The organism is Ruegeria sp. AM4 (assembly GCF_056540665.1).
This window is the reverse complement of sequence record NZ_JBQFXD010000001.1, coordinates 332,905-350,429: the sequence shown is the minus strand read 5'-3', so window position 1 is coordinate 350,429 and position 17,525 is coordinate 332,905. Positions and strand designations below refer to the sequence as shown.

15 protein-coding genes are annotated in these 17,525 nt (G+C 59.6%); 13 read left to right on the top strand and 2 right to left on the bottom strand.

The genetic code is table 11. The features are described 5' to 3' along the window. The first annotated feature begins 6 nt into the window (after positions 1–6). The 5 genes from ACR0JA_RS01710 to ACR0JA_RS01690 all read left to right on the top strand — a co-directional run bounded on the left by ACR0JA_RS01710 (position 7) and on the right by ACR0JA_RS01690 (position 4,441). Positions 7–588, top strand: coding sequence for a retropepsin-like aspartic protease family protein (locus ACR0JA_RS01710; protein WP_480569084.1), 582 nt, complete (start codon positions 7–9; stop codon positions 586–588). Positions 589–647: 59 nt separating this feature from the next. Continuing rightward, on the top strand, positions 648–1,268 hold the full coding sequence (locus ACR0JA_RS01705; RefSeq protein WP_480569081.1) for an ImuA family protein: 621 nt from the start codon (positions 648–650) through the stop codon (positions 1,266–1,268). 63 nt (positions 1,269–1,331) lie between these two features. Next, positions 1,332–2,546, top strand: a complete 1,215-nt coding sequence (locus tag ACR0JA_RS01700; protein ID WP_480569078.1) for an MFS transporter — start codon at positions 1,332–1,334, stop codon at positions 2,544–2,546. Then, positions 2,543–3,139: a YceI family protein gene (locus ACR0JA_RS01695; protein ID WP_480569077.1), complete on the top strand. Its 597-nt coding sequence runs from the start codon at positions 2,543–2,545 to the stop codon at positions 3,137–3,139. Before ACR0JA_RS01700 ends, ACR0JA_RS01695 begins: the two co-directional genes overlap by 4 nt. 81 nt (positions 3,140–3,220) lie before the next feature. Further along, complete coding sequence (locus tag ACR0JA_RS01690) at positions 3,221–4,441, top strand: MFS transporter (protein WP_480569074.1); 1,221 nt, start codon at positions 3,221–3,223, stop codon at positions 4,439–4,441. Positions 4,442–4,485: 44 nt separating this feature from the next. Here the strand turns inward: ACR0JA_RS01690 and ACR0JA_RS01685 are convergent, their stop codons facing one another. Continuing rightward, positions 4,486–6,156, bottom strand: coding sequence for a flotillin family protein (locus tag ACR0JA_RS01685; RefSeq protein WP_480569071.1), 1,671 nt, complete (start codon positions 6,154–6,156; stop codon positions 4,486–4,488). 33 nt (positions 6,157–6,189) lie between these two features. Beyond that, on the bottom strand, positions 6,190–6,906 hold the full coding sequence (locus tag ACR0JA_RS01680) for an OB-fold-containig protein (RefSeq protein ID WP_480569069.1): 717 nt from the start codon (positions 6,904–6,906) through the stop codon (positions 6,190–6,192). A 257-nt stretch (positions 6,907–7,163) separates the two neighbouring features. Here ACR0JA_RS01680 and metG point away from each other — a divergent pair, with 257 nt between their 5' ends. The 8 genes from metG (at position 7,164) to ACR0JA_RS01640 (ending at position 17,524) form a co-directional block, all read left to right on the top strand. Then, positions 7,164–8,882: a methionine--tRNA ligase gene (gene metG, locus ACR0JA_RS01675; RefSeq protein ID WP_480569066.1), complete on the top strand. Its 1,719-nt coding sequence runs from the start codon at positions 7,164–7,166 to the stop codon at positions 8,880–8,882. Between the two features lie 276 nt (positions 8,883–9,158). Continuing rightward, positions 9,159–10,325, top strand: coding sequence for an efflux RND transporter periplasmic adaptor subunit (locus ACR0JA_RS01670; RefSeq protein WP_480569064.1), 1,167 nt, complete (start codon positions 9,159–9,161; stop codon positions 10,323–10,325). A 3-nt stretch (positions 10,326–10,328) separates the two neighbouring features. Further along, positions 10,329–13,466, top strand: a complete 3,138-nt coding sequence (locus ACR0JA_RS01665) for an efflux RND transporter permease subunit (protein WP_480569061.1) — start codon at positions 10,329–10,331, stop codon at positions 13,464–13,466. Positions 13,467–13,669: 203 nt separating this feature from the next. Beyond that, the gene (locus ACR0JA_RS01660) at positions 13,670–13,825 is read left to right on the top strand and encodes a DUF5993 family protein (RefSeq protein WP_480569059.1); all 156 of its coding nucleotides are present in this window, start codon (positions 13,670–13,672) and stop codon (positions 13,823–13,825) included. A 12-nt stretch (positions 13,826–13,837) separates the two neighbouring features. Further along, on the top strand, positions 13,838–14,404 hold the full coding sequence (locus tag ACR0JA_RS01655; protein ID WP_480569056.1) for a disulfide bond formation protein B: 567 nt from the start codon (positions 13,838–13,840) through the stop codon (positions 14,402–14,404). Between the two features lie 34 nt (positions 14,405–14,438). Then, on the top strand, positions 14,439–14,795 hold the full coding sequence (locus ACR0JA_RS01650) for a DUF3302 domain-containing protein (protein ID WP_480569053.1): 357 nt from the start codon (positions 14,439–14,441) through the stop codon (positions 14,793–14,795). A gap of 21 nt (positions 14,796–14,816) precedes the next feature. Then, positions 14,817–15,962 carry an HlyD family secretion protein gene (locus ACR0JA_RS01645; RefSeq protein ID WP_480569050.1) on the top strand — a complete coding sequence of 382 codons (1,146 nt, stop codon included), beginning with the start codon at positions 14,817–14,819 and terminating at the stop codon, positions 15,960–15,962. 11 nt (positions 15,963–15,973) lie between these two features. Then, the gene (locus tag ACR0JA_RS01640; protein WP_480569047.1) at positions 15,974–17,524 is read left to right on the top strand and encodes an efflux transporter outer membrane subunit; all 1,551 of its coding nucleotides are present in this window, start codon (positions 15,974–15,976) and stop codon (positions 17,522–17,524) included. The last annotated feature ends 1 nt before the right edge of the window (position 17,525 follow it).

Here is a 17,525-nt window from a genome sequence, read left to right as displayed (position 1 = left end):
ATCGGAATGGATGGCGACAATATTGCACGTTTGGCGTATCTCAGCCTGCTTGGCGCGGCTGTCGTGGCCTGGTTCCTCTCGCAAAACCGCCAGACACTGAACAAGACGCTGCAACAGGCGATGGCCTGGGTGTTCATCTTTATCGGCGTGATTGCCGTCGTCGGCTTGTGGGAGGATATCCGCAGCACTGTTGGCCCGGCCCCGCAGATGACCGTCAGCGGCGAAACGATCGAGGTGCCGCGCGCGCAAGATGGGCACTATTACCTGCCGGTATCGGTGAACGGAGAGCCGATCACCTTTCTGGTCGACACTGGTGCCAGCCAGATCGTACTCAGCACGCAAGACGCCGAGCGCATAGGCATCGACCCCGATCAATTGAACTATTTCGGCCGCGCATCGACCGCGAACGGAGTGGTTCGGACCGCGCCGGTGCGGCTTGAGACCCTCACCTTGGGGCCGATTTCAGACTCTAATGTCTCGGCCTGGGTCAATGAGGGGGAATTGCACCAGTCGCTGCTGGGGATGGATTACCTGCATCGGTTTTCAAATGTTCAGTTTGCGGATGGTCGCCTGATCCTGTCGCGTTAAAGGCTGTGCGGGCACATTTCACAATTGAGAACAAAATGAGAACATGCTAGGCTGACAGCATGTCTGCACACCTACTTGGCCGCAAACCCGCGCGCGAGGCGCCGGGACTGGCCCTGCACCCTCAGATCAGCCTGCAACTGGCCCGCGTACACGAAGCTTGCGGCCCCGCCCGGCGCAGTTTCGCCATGTGGCTGGCTGCTCAGGCGCAGGGGCCAGTCTTGTGGATTTCGCCCGCGTGGTCGCTGGATCAGATGAACCCCAACGGGATGATGGATTTTGCCGACCCGGCCCGTTTCCTCTTCGCCCACCCCAACCGTGCCGAGGATCTGCTGTGGTGCATGGAGGAGGCGCTGCGCAGCGGGTCGGTCCCGCTGGTGATCGGCGACCTGCCCGGCGCGCCGGGGCTGACGCCGGTGCGCCGGATGCATCTGGCCGCCGAACAGGGTGGCGCGATGGGCCGGGCCCCGCTGGGGGTACTGCTGACACCCGGAGACGGCGGCGCACAGGGGGTCGAGACGCGCTGGCACATGGCTGCCGCCCATCAGGGCGAGGCGCGACGCTGGGTCCTGACCCGCCGCCGCGCCCGTGCCCTGCCCTCGGTCAGTTGGCATGCCACCCAGACCAGACTGCGTGCCGGGCTGAACCTGGAACGGATCGCCACAGAAGACACACCCGTGTGAGCCCGGCGGGCCTGAGCAAGTTGTGACTGGCCAAAACAAAGGGTGCGCCCTAGCGTTTCGGCCATGACCCATGCAATTCACGATAGCCGCTATTCCTGGCTGCGCCTGGTGATCACGCTGTTGATCGCCACAGTGGCAAATGCCGGCATGTGGGCCGTTATCGTGGTAATGCCCGCGATCGAGATGCAATTCAGCGCCGGGCGGGCCGAGGCATCAATGCCCTACACGCTGGCCATGATCGGCTTTGCGCTGGGGAACATGTGGCTGGGCCAACTGGTTGACAGGATGGGTGTCACCAAGGCGCTGATCGGAGCCGCCGTTCTGAGTGCCGTCAGCTACGTTCTTGCGACGCTGGCACCGAACATGGCCTTGCTATCCGCGGCACATTTGCTGCTGGGGTTGGGTACCTCAGTCGGATTCGCCCCCCTGATCGCCGATATTTCGCATTGGTTCATGCGGCGGCGCGGGATTGCCGTGGCACTGGTCGCCAGCGGAAACTATCTGTCCGGCGCAATCTGGCCTACATTGCTGTCCGGAATTCTGACACGGGACGGATGGCAGCAGGTGTATCTGACACTGGCCGCCTTAACGCTGATCGTTGTCATTCCTCTTTCGTTCCTATTGCTCCGACAAGTCCCGGCCGAGGCGCATCACACCGCCGCCAGCAGCGCGCAGGCCAATGCGCACAGTGTCGGGCTGTCCCCTCGTGCATTGCAGTACATTCTGGGCCTCGCCGGGATTGGATGCTGCGTCGCGATGTCGATGCCTCAGGTCCATATCGTGTCCTATTGCGTCGGGCTGGGCTATGGCCCGGCCGTCGGGGCCGAGATGCTGTCACTCATGCTTTTGGGCGGTGTCGTCAGCCGCCTCATATCCGGAATGGTGGCAGACAGGTTGGGCGGCATCGTCACGTTGCTTATCGGATCTGTTCTGCAATGCATCGCGCTCTTCCTGTTCCTGCCGTATGACGGCATGGCCTCGCTCTACGTCATCAGCCTGATGTTCGGGCTGGCGCAGGGTGGAATCGTACCCAGTTACGCGCTGGTAGTCCGAGAATACATGCCCCCGGAAGAGGCCGGAGCCCGCGTCGGATTTGTACTGATGTTGACCATCCTTGGCATGGCTCTGGGCGGGTGGATGTCGGGCTGGATTTACGACTTAACCGGAAATTATCAATTGGCCTTTATCAACGGGATTTTATGGAATGGCCTCAATATCGCCATTCTGCTGTTCCTTCTTGGACGTTCACGACCCCGCAAGCAGGAGGTTCCGGTATGAGGTTTCTGACTCGGCGTTCGTTTCTAGCAGGCTTGGCGGCGGCCCCGATGGCCCGCGGCGCAAATGCTGCTCTGGTCCCATATGCGCTGACCCCGAACGGCACGTCTGTCGGGTTCACTTTCGATCTGTCCGGTGTTTCACAGTCCGGTACGATGCCGATCCAGTCCACTGATATTCGGATCGACACAAGGCATCTGCAAAACAGCCAGGTTTCCGTCGTTCTGAATGTCGCCGCCGCCCGCACCAAACTGCCCTTTGCTCGCGCCCCGATGCTGAGCGAGGGTGTTCTGAACGCGCAGACCCATCCCACGATCACCTTCACATCGACCCGCATACGGCTGGGATCGGACGGTCGCATCTCGGACGGGGCCCTAATCACCGGCGACCTGACGATGCGCGGTGTCACACGCCCGATGAGCTTGAAGGCCGCGCTTTATCGTAGGCCGGGCAGCGACGCGGACGACCTGAGTGCCCTGTCCATCCGTTTGGCCGGTGCCCTGGACCGCCACACATTTGGCGCATCCGGATACCCCGAACTGGTCGCAGATCTGGTATCGCTGGACATCCGCGCTCAGCTTGTTCGCCGGGCCTGATCGGCAAAAGGGCAAAAAACGACGCGACCACGTCGAATTGTCACGCGCAATACCTGGCATTGCGGTAATGCTGGCCATGTTATGCGCACGATCATTTCATTTACCGCCCTGTTCCTCTCGGTCATTCTGCTACAGCTTTCGACGGGCGGTGTTGGTCCGCTGGACGCAATTTCGGGGCTGACGCTAGATTTCTCAACCGAACAGATCGGTTTGCTGGGATCGGCGCATTTTCTTGGGTTCTTTATTGGCTGCTGGTGGGCCCCCCGGCTTATGGGCAACGTGGGGCACTCGCGCGCGTTTGCCGTCTGCACGGCCTTGGGGGCGATGGGACTGATCGGTCATACCCTGACCGACAATCCGTATGTCTGGGCCGCACTCAGGATTGCATCCGGCACCTGCGTCGCGGGCAGCTATACGGTGATCGAAGCCTGGCTGAACGCCAAGGTCACGAACGAGACCCGCGGGCGCGCAATGGGAACCTATCGCATCGTCGATATGGGGGCGTCCCTTGGGGCGCAGCTGATAATCGCGGTCCTGCCGCCCGCATCCTATGTCTCTTACAACTTGCTGGCGATCCTGTGCTGTGCTGCCCTTTTGCCCCTTACGATGACCCGAGCCAGCCAGCCCCAAACGCCGGATGCTCCGCGTCTGCGACCAAAACTGGCCTGGCGCAGCTCGCCACTGGCGGTGGCTGGTGTGATTGTTGCGGCGCTCAGTTCAGCCTCGTTCCGAATGGTTGGACCGGTTTATGGGCAAGAGGTTGGTCTGGGCGTCGACCAAATCGCCTTCTTCCTGGCGTCGTTCGTTCTGGGCGGCGCGCTGGCGCAATATCCAATGGGATGGCTGGCGGACAAATATGATCGGCGCTGGGTGCTGATCTGGCTATCGGTTGCGGCGATGGGCAGTTGCGCGATCACCATAGCCGCCAGCGGCACCGGGACCTTAGGTGTCATGCTGGCCGCCGGTGTGTTCGGGTTCACCACCTTCCCGATATTCTCGGTCTCATCCGCGCACGCGAACGACTTTGCCACGACCGAGCAACGGGTCGAGCTGGCGGCAGCTCTGATGTTCTGGTATGCACTTGGGGCGATCGCCTCACCCTATGTCTCGTCCACCCTGATCCAGCAGTTCGGGCCGGGGGCATTGTTCGGATTTGTCGCGGTCGGGCATCTGGGCCTGATCGCATTTGGTCTTGCCCGGATGCGGTCGCGCCCGACACCCGAGGCGCGGACCAACTATGTCTATGCCCCGCGCACGTCATTTACCATTGGACGGCTGCTCAAGAAATCGCGCGAAGAATAGAAAAGGGCCGGGTAAACCCCGGCCCTTTCGTCAATGCTGCGCCTTTATTGCTTCGGCGCTGGCTCTTCCTCGAGAACTTCGACCGTATCTACCGGCGCTTGCGTCTGCTCTAGCGCGCCGTTCACGACACCGCCGACTCCGTTTTCCATCGACAGGCCCAGTTCCTCGCCCAACTTCTTGAGCGCGGGCATCTGCACCGCCATGCCCATGATCGAATCCAGCGCCTGGTTGACCACAGGCTTGTCGCTGTTGGCCGCGCCACCAGCAGAGCCGGCGCCGATACCGCCAACCTGATGGATCTTGATCGAGTCGATCTTTTCGGCCGGTTTCACCATTTCCGAGATGATCGACGGCATGGTTTCGATCCGCGCCATATCGACCTTCATGCGGATCTGCTCAGCCGACAGAGCGTTGTCGGCCTCGACAATCGCGCGCTTACCTTCCGCTTCGGCCAGCATGTCGTTCTTCTTGGCCTCGGCCCGGATGTTCAGCGCGTCCGCTTCGGCCTGCGCTTCCTCACGGCGCGCTTCGGCGCGGTCGGCGGCGGCCTCTTTCTCGGCTTGTGCGGCCAGACGGATGGCGGTTGCCTGACGTTCGGCCTCACGGGTGGCCTCGATCAGTACGATCTGCTTCTGGCGCTCGGCTTCGGCCACTTCACGCGCAGTTGCCACCGCTTCTGTCGCCTTGGTCGCCTCGGCCCGGGCCAGATCGGCGGAGGCACGGGCACGACTTTCCTCTTCGGATTTCTGCGCGATGATGATCTGGCGCTCCTGTTCGGCCACTTCGATCTCGCGCTCTTTGGCGATCTCGGCGTCGCGGATCTTGCGCTCGCGCTCAATCTCTGCGGCACGGATGGCTTCTTCACGGGCAATCCGGGCGCGTTCGGTTTCACGCACCGAGTCTTCGGTCCGCGCAGCAATCTCGGCTTCTTGCGCCACACGCAGGGTTTCGACCTGCTGCGTCTGCTCGATACGCGCCTGTTCTTCGTCCTTTTCGATCAACAGCTTCTGACGCTGCGCTTCCATCGCCGCACGACGCACTTCGACTTCGGCCTCAGCATCGATCTGCGCGCGCTCTTTCTTCGAGGTTGCAATCACCTCGGCCAGCTTGCGCATACCTACGGCGTTAAATGCGTTGTTCTCATCGAGCGCCTCGAACGGCGTCTGATCCAGCGCAGTCAGCGAGACCGATTCCAGCGACAGTCCGTTTTTCAGCAGGTCCTCGGACACCGCATTCTGCACCTCTTGCACAAAGTCGGCGCGGTTTTCATGCAGCCCGTCCATGGTCATCTGAGCGGCCACGGCGCGCAGACCGTCGATCAGCTTACCTTCGATCATCTCGCGCAGTTGCTCGACGTCAAAAGTACGACCGCCAAGTGTTTGAGCCGCACGCGATATGCCTTCTTCGGTAGCCATGACCGAGACATAGAATTCGACGCCAACATCAACACGCATCCGGTCCTTGGTGATCAAGGCCGCCTCACCACTACGCTGCACCTCAAGGCGCAGGGTCTTCATGTTGACCGGGCTGACCTCGTGCAGCAGGGGCACAATGATGACGCCACCATCCATGATGACCTTTTTGCCGCCTGCCCCGGTTTTTACCAGGCTGACCTCTCGGGTCGCGCGGCGATAGAGGCGGCCCAGCACAAGGCCAATAAACACAACGACGGCCAAAAGGGTCGCAACAATAGTGATCAGGAAAGTGAGTTCCATGCAAAATCCTCCTTGATGGGGTTTGAAATTTTGTTAGTCCGACATGCCAACCAGAACGAACCGGTCCCGCCGTCGGTCGCGCAGCACAAGCACCTCGGTGCCTTGTTCCAGCGCGTCCTTGTCCTGCAAGGGTTCGGCGCGCAGGTAGTGCGTGTTGCCGAACCGATCCATCACCCGCACTTCGGCCGGTCGGCCGCGTGAGGCTGTTCCTTGCGTGATGACGCCCCGACGCCGGGCCAGCATCCGTTCGGACATGGCCTCCGTCTCAGTTTTCGGCAGCACGCGAGCAAAGACGCTGCCAAAGCCGCGCGCGAACCACAGGCCAAAGGCTCCGGCAGGGATTGCGGCGATCCAGCTGGGCAGGTCAAAACCCAGCAGATCGCGCAGCGCAAGTTGCAGGCCGATACCGGACAGGCCGAAGCCTGCCAGCAGAACCACCAGCCAGATCATGAACGGCACCTTGCCCAGACCCAGCCATGCCAAAGGCCCGGCAGGTGCCGAACCCGGTGCGTCCACTTCGACCTCGGCCAGTTCGAAATCGCCCAGATCGACATCTGCGTCGATATCCAGGTCGAAATCTGCAACATCCAAATCCGGGGCGTCGACCATGTCCAGATCAACTTCGCCCTCTCCCGCCATCAGGCTTCCGCCCAGCAAAAGCGCAATCAGCTCTAGCCCCAGAAGGCCGAACAACAGCGCAAGCGAAATGGTAAAGGGCACAAAGGCACCCTCGAGCAGAGAGCTGAACATCAGCGGATTGTCCCCGTTTTTGTATACTTTTGTATGCAATACAGATGGGAAGCCATAACAAACATTTCAAGAGGTTGTGATTCCAAATTTCAACCTATGGGTAGTGTCACCTTTCGCAGGATTGCAATCTGCAATGTCCTTGCGCCGGTTTTTTCCCACGCAACGTTGTCGAAAGTGTCGCCGATTTGAAAGCCGGGCTTTTGCAATCTGAATACATAGGGTAGACGAGCGCGCAGACAGATACGTGGAAACGGAACATGGCTCGGATTCTCATCACCTCGGCGATCCCTTATATTAACGGGATCAAACACCTCGGCAATCTGATCGGCTCGCAATTGCCTGCCGATCTGTACGCGCGGTACCAGCGCGGCCGGGGGAACGAGGTCATGTTCCTGTGCGCCACGGACGAACACGGCACGCCCGCTGAATTGGCGGCAGCGAAGGCAGGCAAGCCCGTGGCTGAGTATTGTGCCGAGATGTACGACGTGCAGGCCGATATCGCCAAGCGGTTTGGGCTTAGCTTCGATCACTTTGGCCGCTCGTCCAGCGATCAGAACAAGGTACTGACCCAGCATTTTGCGGGCAAACTGGACGACGCCGGTTTGATCCGCGAAGTCGCCGAAAAACAGATCTATTCCAACGCCGATGGCCGGTTCCTGCCCGACAGGTATATCGAGGGCACCTGCCCCAATTGCGGCTATGACCGCGCCCGTGGTGATCAATGTGAAAACTGCACCAAGCAGTTGGACCCGACCGACCTGATCGAGCCGCGCAGCGCGATCAGCGGCTCGACCGATCTTGAGGTGCGCGAGACCAAGCACCTGTATCTGCGTCAGTCGGCAATGAAGGATCAACTGGACGCTTGGATCGACAGCAAGACCGACTGGCCGATCCTGACCACCTCGATTGCCAAGAAGTGGCTGCATGATGGTGATGGTTTGCAAGATCGGGGCATCACCCGCGATCTGGACTGGGGTGTGCCGGTCAAGAAAGGCGATCAGGACTGGCCGGGGATGGAAGGCAAGGTCTTTTATGTCTGGTTCGACGCGCCCATTGAATATATCGCCTGCGCCAAGGAATGGGCGGATGCCAACGGCAAGACCGACGCCGATTGGCAGCGCTGGTGGCGGACCGACAAGGGCGCCGAAGACGTGCGCTATATGCAGTTCATGGGTAAGGACAACGTGCCCTTCCATACGCTCAGCTTCCCGGCGACCATTCTGGGGTCGGGCGAGCCTTGGAAGATGGTCGACCACCTGAAATCCTTCAACTACCTGAACTATGATGGCGGCCAGTTCTCGACCAGCCAGGGGCGCGGCGTGTTCATGGATCAGGCGCTTGAAATCCTGCCCGCCGACTACTGGCGCTGGTGGCTGCTGAGCCATGCGCCGGAAAGCAGCGACAGCGAGTTCACCTGGGAGAACTTCCAGCAATCCGTGAACAAGGACCTGGCAGATGTGCTAGGCAATTTCGTCAGCCGGATCACCAAGTTCTGCCGTTCGAAATTCGGTGAGGCAGTGCCCGAGGGCGGCAGTTATGGCGAGCGCGAGAACGCATTGATCGACGAACTCACCAGACGCGTCCGCGCCTATGAAGGGCATATGGAGGCGATGGAGGTTCGCAAATCGGCGCAGGAGTTGCGCGCGATTTGGGTAGCGGGCAATGAGTATCTGCAAGCCGCGGCACCCTGGTCGACCTTCAAGGAAGACCCTGACCAAGCCGCCGCACAGGTTCGTCTGGGCCTGAACCTGGTCCGTCTCTACGCTGTCCTCAGCGCGCCGTTCATCCCCGACACCTCGGCCCGGATGCTGAGCGCGATGAACACGCTGGACACCGGTTGGCCCGAAGATGTGGATGCCGCGCTGCGCGCCCTGCCAGCTGGCCACGCCTTTACGGTACCAGATGTGCTGTTCGCCAAAATCACGGATGAACAGCGCGAGGATTGGCAAACCCGCTTTGCCGGTACGCGCACCTGATATTCCACAATTCTAGCTGACAGAAACCGAGGGCCTGGCAAACCCTTGGTTTTTTCTTGCATTCGGGCGCATCAGTGAATTTGGGCGAATAACGCAAGATGTCTCCATAAGCCCGCCAGCGGAAAAAGAAATTTCCATGGCCATATCCCAATCTTTGCATTCATCGCGCTTGAGAATTCAGGGCAAAACCGCCATCCTGATCTCAAAATAAAACGACTCGTCCGGATGGCCTCGCCAGCCGGTCGCGTGATTCATAGTTTGAACGGGGCGTTCCTTATGTCTTTTGCTTTCCTGAACTCGACACTCAGCCATTGCAGGCCAAGCGGGGTGATTGCCCTTGCGATATGCCTTGGCACTGCACAATCGGCATTGGCGCAGGATCAAAGCGACGCCCCTCCGCCCAAGGTTTCAATCGCTGCGGCCTATAGTGAAGAAATCACCGACGAGGCGGTGTTTATCGGCCGCGCCGAAGCAATAAACAAGGTCGATATCGTGGCGCGGGTCAACGGGTTCCTGGAAACACAGAATGTCGATGACGGGGCGCTGGTGACAAAGGATGACCTGTTGTTCACCATCGAACCCGACCTCTACCAAGCCACGCTTGAAGCGCGCAAAGCGGATTTGGATCGGGCCGAGGCCAATCTGGAACTGGCCAAGGTCGATCTGGCCCGTAAGGAAGAGCTATATAAGCGCGATGCAACACCGGAATCCGAACGTGACATTGCCCGTGCAAACGAACTGGTGGCCGAGGCTGAGGTCAAAGCCGCCCACGCAGCGATCCAGCAGGCCGAGCTTGACCTGAGCTATACCGAAATCCACGCCCCGTTCGACGGTCGTATCGGGCGCGTGGAAACCAGTGTTGGCGACGTGGTTGGCCCAAACAACCCGCCGTTGGTCAATCTGGTCAGCGAAGCGCCGATCTATGTGAACTTTTCGTTGAACGAAAAGCAGTTCACCTCGGTTCTGGAGCAATATGGTGAAAACGCCGCCTCGCTGGCGGAAAGCAACAAAAGCCCGAATGTCCACGTGACCCTGCCCAATGGCACGGATCTGGATGAAACCGGTGAGATCGTGTTTGTCGACAACCGTATCGACCCCCTGACCGGCGCGATCACGGTGCGGGCCGAGTTCGACAACGCCGACCGCCTGATCATCGACGGCGCCTTTCTGAACGTCCAGATCGAGGCGCTGGAACCCACGCTTCAAGTGTTGATCCCGCAGGCTGCCCTGCAACGGGATCAGCGGGGTGAATTTGTGCTGGTCGTCAACGACAAACAAATGGTCGAACAGCGCTATATCACCACCGGAGACAACGTGGATTCGGCCGTCATCGTGCTGGACGGGTTGCGCGAGGGCGAAAGCGTGATTGTAGAAGGTCTGCAAAGGGTTCGACCGGGTGTCGCTGTCGATGCGGTTGTCGCCTCAGAACAGCCGGGAGAATAACTGATGTTCTCAGCCCTGTTCATCAGCCGGCCCAAGCTGGCGCTTGTTATTTCGCTTGTTCTCACGATCATGGGCGGCATCGGATATCTGGTGCTGCCGGTCGCACAGTTCCCGGACATCACTCCGCCAGTGGTCAGCGTGACCACCACCTATACCGGTGCCAATGCCGAGACGGTTGAAAACACCGTCGCCGCGCCGATTGAGGCGCAGGTGAACGGCGTGGACGACATGATCTACATGACGTCAACGTCCGCCGATAACGGCTCGTATTCATTGAATATTACGTTCGAAGTTGGCACAGACCCGGATATCGCGTCGGTGAACGTGCAGAACCGTGTGGCGCAGGCCATGTCTTCGCTGCCAACCGAAGTGACATCTTCCGGAGTTGTGACGCAAAAAGCCTCGACCAACATGCTGTTGCTGGTCACGCTGACCTCGCCAAACAAGACATATGACAGCGTATTTCTGTCCAACTATGCCTCGATCAACCTCAAAGACGCGCTGGCGCGGGTTCAAGGTGTCGGCAAGGCGGACGTTCTGACCAATCTCGAATATGCCATGCGGGTCTGGATGGATCCGGACAAGATGGCCGCCCTTTCAATCACGCCGGGCGATGTCATCAATGCCATTCGGGAGCAGAATATCGAAGTGTCAGCAGGTTCTATCGGTGCGCCCCCGGTGCCCGAAGGCCAGACGTTTCAATACACGATCAAGACAAAGGGACGTCTGACATCGGCTGCCGAATTTGGTGAGATTGTCATCCGCACCGGCGACGCGGGTTCGATCGTACGGGTCCGGGACATCGCGAGGGTGGAGCTTGGCGCCGAATACTATGCGGCATCAGGTTTCTTCGAGAGTGTCCCGGCAACCGTGCTTGGTATCTATCAGGCACCTGGTGCCAATGCGCTGGCAGTATCCGAACGTGTCCAGGCCGAGCTTGAACGGCTGTCTCGCTCCTTCCCTACGGACGTCGAATATCAGGTCCCGTTCAACACGACTGACTTTGTCGAGCAATCGCTGAACGATGTGGTTTCAACGCTGATTCTGACCTTCATTCTGGTGATCTCGGTTGTCTTTGTCTTCCTTGGCAGTTGGCGCGCCACGATCATCCCGGCCGTTGCGATCCCGGTTTCACTGATCGGGACTTTCGCTTTCCTTCTGGCCTTTGGCATGTCCCTCAACACAATCTCGTTGTTCGCTTTGGTACTGGCCATCGGTATCGTGGTGGATGACGCCATCGTTGTGGTTGAGAACGTCGAGCGGATCATCGCGGATGAAGGGCTGCCCCCGGCCGAAGCCACGCGCAAGGCGATGGGGCAAATCACCGGACCTGTCATTGCAACCACGCTCGTTCTGTTGGCCGTGTTCGTGCCGGTGACGTTCATGCCCGGCATCTCGGGACGACTCTATTCGCAGTTCGCGGTTACGATCTCGACAGCCGTTGTGATCTCGTCGATCAACGCGCTGACGCTGTCACCCGCCTTGTGCGGGCTGATGCTGCAGGCGCGGTCGGGACCCCCCAAAGGTCTGTTGGCTGTGTTTGAAGGCTTCATCGGATCGGTGCGCAGCGGCTACGTCGCCATTGTGCGGAAACTGCTGATCATTCCCGTGGTCTCGCTGGCTATTATCGGGGGCTTCGCCTTTGGCAGCGTGACCATCATGTCGAACACATCCAGCGGCTTCCTGCCACTGGAAGACAACGGGTACCTCTTCGTCGACATCCAACTGCCTGACGCCGCGACACTGGAACGAACCGAAACGGTTTCTGCCCGTGTCGATGAGCAAATCCAGCAAATCCCGGGCGTTGCCAGTACCGTTTTGATCAACGGTTTTTCGCTGCTGAACGGGACCACCACCAACGGTGCAGCGATCTTTGTCAACCTCGACAACTGGGACGAACGGCAAGAGGATGACCTGAGTGCCAACGCCATTCTGGGCAAGGTTCTGGCCATCGCCAACGGCGAATCCGCCGCCTCGATCGTGGCTTTCAATCCGCCGCCCATCCAGGGCCTCGGCATGTCTGCAGGCGTCGAGATGGAGGTTCAGCAAACCGGAGGCGGTACCCCTCAGGATCTGGCGTCGGCAGTGGGCTCGTTTGTCTATTCGGCGAACCAGCGGCCTGAAATCGGGCAGGCCTATACGACGTTCCGGGCCAATGTACCTCAGCTATTCGTCGATCTGGATCGGGAAAAGGCCAAGACACTGCAAGTTTCGGTGGCCGAGATTTTCCAGACCATGCAGGCGCAATTGGGTTCGTACTACGTGAACGACTTCAACCTGTTCGGGCGCGTTTATCGCGTGATGATCCAGGCCGAAGGTTCGTATCGGGACAATGTCGAGGACATCTCGAACCTCTATGTCCGGTCGACCAAGGGCGAGATGGTACCGCTGGGCACGCTGATCGATGTCGAGAACGTGCTGGGCCCGGTTCTGCTGAAACGGCACAATCTCTTCCGGTCGGCGACGGTGACAGCCGTGCCTGCGCCGGGGCTGTCCACGGGTGATGCGATCAATGTGATGACAGAAGAATCGCAAACCGCCCTGCCCCCGGGATACGCCTTTGAGTGGACCGGCACCGCGCAGCAACAGCTGGCGTCCGGCGGTCTGGTCATCGTCATTCTGGGGCTGGCGATCCTGTTCGGGTATCTGTTCCTTGTTGGGCAATACGAAAGTTGGACCATGCCGGTGTCGATCCTTCTGTCGGTCATTGTCGCGCTGTTTGGTGCGGTGGCCGCGGTCGCGATCGTCGGCAGTGACATCAACCTCTATACGCAGATCGGAATGATCATGCTGGTTGGCCTCGCATCGAAGAACGGCATTCTGATCGTTGAATTCGCGATGGAGCAGCGCGCCAAAGGGCTGTCGATCAAGGACGCTGCTGCCGAAGCTGCGCATCAGCGTTTCCGCGCCGTGATGATGACTGCGCTGTCCTTCCTGCTGGGCGTTGTGCCGCTGCTGGCAGCAAGTGGTGCCGGCGCGGCCAGCCAAAAGGCCATCGGCGTGGCCGTTTTCGGCGGTATGCTGGCCGCAACCCTGTTCGGCGTGATCCTTGTGCCGGTGCTTTACGCAGTGATGCAAGGGCTGCGTGAATGGATCAAAGGCGGCAAAGGCGGGCCCAAGCCCGCTGACGAAACCGCCTGATCCACATGACCCAAAAAATGGACGCCCCGCCCGACCCGGCGGGGCGTTTTGTTTAAGGTGTCCAGCTACCCCGGTTTGCGTCTTGCCTGGGAAGGTTCACTCGCCTTTTCCGATAGTTACGCTCATACACCTTGTCAGAGTCCGATTGGCCTGCCAGTATCCACGGAACCGAAAACTGGCACTCGGAAGGGGAGAACCGGGCCATGATCGCGCTTTTGTTTACGTTATTTACGGCCACAATGGGCCTGAACTATTACGGTCGCACCAAAGCAGGAACAACGCTGTTCCTGATCACGCTGGCGTTGAGCGTCTATTGGCTGAAGTACCATGCAACCAGCCAACTCACCATTCAGCTATAGGGACCAATGATGATGACACAAGAACTGTCCCGGACCCTAAACGCGCTTGGCGCATTGGCGGTCAGTATCGTGCTGGCGCTGGCATTCGGTTACCAGATCGCGCTCTACGAACTCCCCTGCCCGTTATGCCTGTTGCAAAGGGTCGGCTTTGTCGCGGTGGGCGTCGGGTTGGGCCTGAACCTGCTTTATGGGCCGCGCCCGCAACATTATGCCCTGATGCTGCTTGCCGCCCTGTTCGGCGGCAGCGTCGCCGTACGCCAGATCCTGCTGCACATCGTACCAGGCACGGGCCACTATGGTTCTCCGGTCCTGGGGCTACACTATTACACTTGGGCCGCGATCTGCTTTTTCCTGATCCTGCTGGGCACGGCGGTGATGCTGATGTTCGACCGGCAATATGCGTCGGAGCCGGATACGGAACGGTTCGGCGGAAACAAACTGGCACGGTTCGCTTTCTTCGTCATGTTGGGCCTCGCGGTCTTGAACGCGGGCTCCGCCCTGATCGAATGTGGCCCGACGATCTGTGCCGACCCGCCGACAAGCTACAAACTGATTGACGAAGTGGGCACCAACAACTGAGGATAGGACAACCTTCCCAACCGGAGGCGCGAGCATGGGACTACTGGGACAGCCGCTAGGCTATTACGACTATCTGACATTTGTTGCCCTGATACTGCTGCTTGCAGCGGTCATGGCGCTGTTTCTGTTTCTGATGGGACTGCCCGGTCGCATCGCCATCAAGCGCAATCACCCGCATGCCGAGGCTGTCAAGATCATGGGCTGGATGGGGTTTCTCGCCGTGGTCCCTTGGGTGCATGCCTTTATGTGGGCATTCCACGACGGCGTCACCGTCGATATTCGTCGCGGCCCGGATGAAGAGAAAGACGCCATCCGCAAAGACATCGAACGGCTGGGTGGCAAGGTAAAGGACGAATATCAGCCCGCATCCGACGAAACCGAAAAGAGCTAAGGCCAAAGGAAGTCACAAAAAATGTTCGTCGCGCTGGGCATCACGCTCTTTTACATCATTTTCGTCTGGTTCATTTTCTTCAAGGCGCAATGGCTGAAATTCAATATCACCTGGGGCATCGTCTCGTTCTGGGTTGGCGCGCATCTGTTGCTGATCTTTCTGGTCGCCCTGCGATTTTTCCAGCCCTTCTCGGTCGATAGTCATGTTGTGCGGTCGACAATCCAGATCGTTCCCAAACTGACGCAGCCCACCATCCTGACCGAGGTGCTGGTCGAACCCAACACCATCGTCACCAAGGGTCAGCCGCTCTATCGTTTTGACGACACTGTGTTTTCTCTGGCGGTCGACAATGCAAAGGCGCAACTGGTTGCGGCGCAGCAGAACGCGAAGATACTCGAACAGGACGTGATTTCGTCGACCGAAGCGGTCGAGCGCGCCAATGCGCAGCTGGCCTACGCTCAGACGCAGCAGGCGCGGTACGAAAACCTAGTGCCTGCCGGTGGCGCGCGTCAGGACGAACTGGATCGCTGGAACGAACAGGTCACCGAAGACCAAGCGGCGGTCAAACAGGCCGAGGCCAATCTGGAGAAATCGCAACTGGCGCTGAATTCCCAGATCGACGGTGTGAACACCGGCATCCTGCAAGCCCAGGCGCAATTGTCCGAAGCCGAGTATTTTCTTGAACAAACGACGATATACGCCCCGGAAAACGGGATGATCGTGTCACAACAGGCCCGACCCGGCCTGGTCGTGGGCGATATCCGACTGGGTGCAATCGCCAGTTTCGTGACCGAAGATCATCCCTATATCCTCGCCACGTTCCGCCAGCAGAACCTGAAATTTGTAGAACCCGGCCAACCGGTCGAAGTGGCGTTGGACCTTTATCCCGGAGAGATTCTGACCGGCAAGGTCGAGGCCATCTGGTGGGCCACCCGTCAGGGGCAATACCTGCCCTCGGGCCGCCTGCCCGGCTTTGAGATACCCAAAATTCCGGGCCGGATTGCTGTTCAGATCAACGTGGATGTGCCCGAAGGTCACACATTTCCCGCTGGTGGCCATGCGGCGGTGGCAATTTACACCGGTCAGGGAAAAAGCTTTGAGTTTCTGAGGCGTATCAACATCCGCCTCTATTCCTTTGCCAATTTCATCCGACCATTGGATATCTGAGGATGCGTGCCATGACACTCCGCCGGCTGATGGGCTCCGTTCTTTGCGCTGCAACACTTGCGGCCTGCGCGCCGGTGGGGCCGGACTTTGTGCGCCCGAACTCTCCGGTGGTGAAACAGTGGATGGAGGCCAACAATCCCGGCGCAAACGCCAGCGGCCTGACCTCGCGCAGCGCGCCGGTGGTCAAATGGTGGGAAACCTTCAACGACCCGACACTCAACCGGTTGATTGCCGAAGCCTACGCCCAGAACCTCAGCTTGCAAGTCGCCGGTGCAAGGGTGCTTCAGGCGCGCGCGCAGTTGGGCATCGCCTTTGGCGAGCTTTATCCGCAGTCGCAGGTCGCAGGCGGATCGTTGGAACAACGCCGGATCAGCGAAAACCTCGGCCCGATCTCAGACATCCGGCGCATCATCCCGCTGGACACCGAGTTTTCAACCTCGCAGGTCGGATTTGATGCGCAATGGGAGCTGGACGTCTGGGGCGCACAACGCCGGGGCATTCAGGCTGCGCGCTCGAATTTGGCCCTGCAAGTGGCCAATTACGACGATGCGCTGGTGACACTGACCGGCGATGTCGCCGCGCTCTACATCAACATCCGCTCGTTGCAGGAGGCGCTTGCCGTTGCCCGCGAAAATATCCAGTTGCAGCAAGAGTCGCTGGACTTGACGAATTTGCGTTTCAACAACGGCGTAACCACCGAATTGGACGTTCAGGAATCCACCGCTCTGCTGAACAACACCAAAGCACTTGTGCCCGAATTGGAGAGCGATCTGCAACAGGCCAAGAACACGCTTGCGGTTCTGCTTGGCACCACCCCGTCGCGGATGTCCGGATTGCTGGGCAATTCCGGGCGGATTCCGACGGCGCGATCCAATGTGGCGGTTGGCGTTCCAGCCGAATTGCTGCGCCGCCGACCGGACGTACGCGCCGCTGAACTGGCCGCAGCAACGCAATCCGCACAGGTCGGGATCGCCATGGCGGATCTTTATCCGCAATTCGTTTTGTCAGGCTCTTTCGGCTTGCAGGCCTCTGGCGGGCGCGACCTGTTCAGTTCCAGCAGCGTCACCGGGCTGACCAGCGCCGGAGTGGTCTGGAACGTGCTGAACTATGGCCGTATCCAGAACAACGTCCGCGCGCAGGACGCGGCCTATCAGGCGCTGATCGCCAACTATCAGAACACGGTTCTGACCGCCTATTCCGAGGTCGAAAGCGCGATGGTCGCCTATAGCGAGGCTCGCAAGCAGGTCACGTTTTACCAACGCAGTGTCGAGGCATCGCGCCGTGCGGCTGAGATCGCCATTGATCAGTACCGCGACGGCATCGCCAGCTATTCGCGCATTCTGAACACCCAGACTACCCTGCTCCGGTCGCAAGCCAATCTGATTGAGGCGCGCCAGCAGGTCTCGGCCAATCTGGTTGCCGTCTACAAAGGGCTGGGTGGCGGCTGGCAAATCAGGCAGAACCGAGAGTTCCTGCCCGACACCGTTCTGGCCGAGATGGCGTATCGCACGGATTGGGGCGATCTTCTGGAACAGACCCCGACGCGGGCAAGCCTGAACTGAT

Bases quoted from the DNA above. Each gene is read 5' to 3' on its own strand.
- ACR0JA_RS01680 (WP_480569069.1), bottom strand. From the start codon at position 6,906: ATGTTCAGCTCTCTGCTCGAGGGTGCCTTTGTGCCCTTTACCATTTCG.
- ACR0JA_RS01710 (WP_480569084.1), top strand. From the start codon at position 7: ATGGATGGCGACAATATTGCACGTTTGGCGTATCTCAGCCTGCTTGGC.
- metG (WP_480569066.1), top strand. From the start codon at position 7,164: ATGGCTCGGATTCTCATCACCTCGGCGATCCCTTATATTAACGGGATC.
- ACR0JA_RS01700 (WP_480569078.1), top strand. From the start codon at position 1,332: ATGACCCATGCAATTCACGATAGCCGCTATTCCTGGCTGCGCCTGGTG.
- ACR0JA_RS01685 (WP_480569071.1), bottom strand. From the start codon at position 6,156: ATGGAACTCACTTTCCTGATCACTATTGTTGCGACCCTTTTGGCCGTC.
- ACR0JA_RS01705 (WP_480569081.1), top strand. From the start codon at position 648: ATGTCTGCACACCTACTTGGCCGCAAACCCGCGCGCGAGGCGCCGGGA.
- ACR0JA_RS01655 (WP_480569056.1), top strand. From the start codon at position 13,838: ATGACACAAGAACTGTCCCGGACCCTAAACGCGCTTGGCGCATTGGCG.
- ACR0JA_RS01670 (WP_480569064.1), top strand. From the start codon at position 9,159: ATGTCTTTTGCTTTCCTGAACTCGACACTCAGCCATTGCAGGCCAAGC.
- ACR0JA_RS01650 (WP_480569053.1), top strand. From the start codon at position 14,439: ATGGGACTACTGGGACAGCCGCTAGGCTATTACGACTATCTGACATTT.
- ACR0JA_RS01665 (WP_480569061.1), top strand. From the start codon at position 10,329: ATGTTCTCAGCCCTGTTCATCAGCCGGCCCAAGCTGGCGCTTGTTATT.
- ACR0JA_RS01695 (WP_480569077.1), top strand. From the start codon at position 2,543: ATGAGGTTTCTGACTCGGCGTTCGTTTCTAGCAGGCTTGGCGGCGGCC.
- ACR0JA_RS01645 (WP_480569050.1), top strand. From the start codon at position 14,817: ATGTTCGTCGCGCTGGGCATCACGCTCTTTTACATCATTTTCGTCTGG.
- ACR0JA_RS01690 (WP_480569074.1), top strand. From the start codon at position 3,221: ATGCGCACGATCATTTCATTTACCGCCCTGTTCCTCTCGGTCATTCTG.
- ACR0JA_RS01660 (WP_480569059.1), top strand. From the start codon at position 13,670: ATGATCGCGCTTTTGTTTACGTTATTTACGGCCACAATGGGCCTGAAC.
- ACR0JA_RS01640 (WP_480569047.1), top strand. From the start codon at position 15,974: ATGACACTCCGCCGGCTGATGGGCTCCGTTCTTTGCGCTGCAACACTT.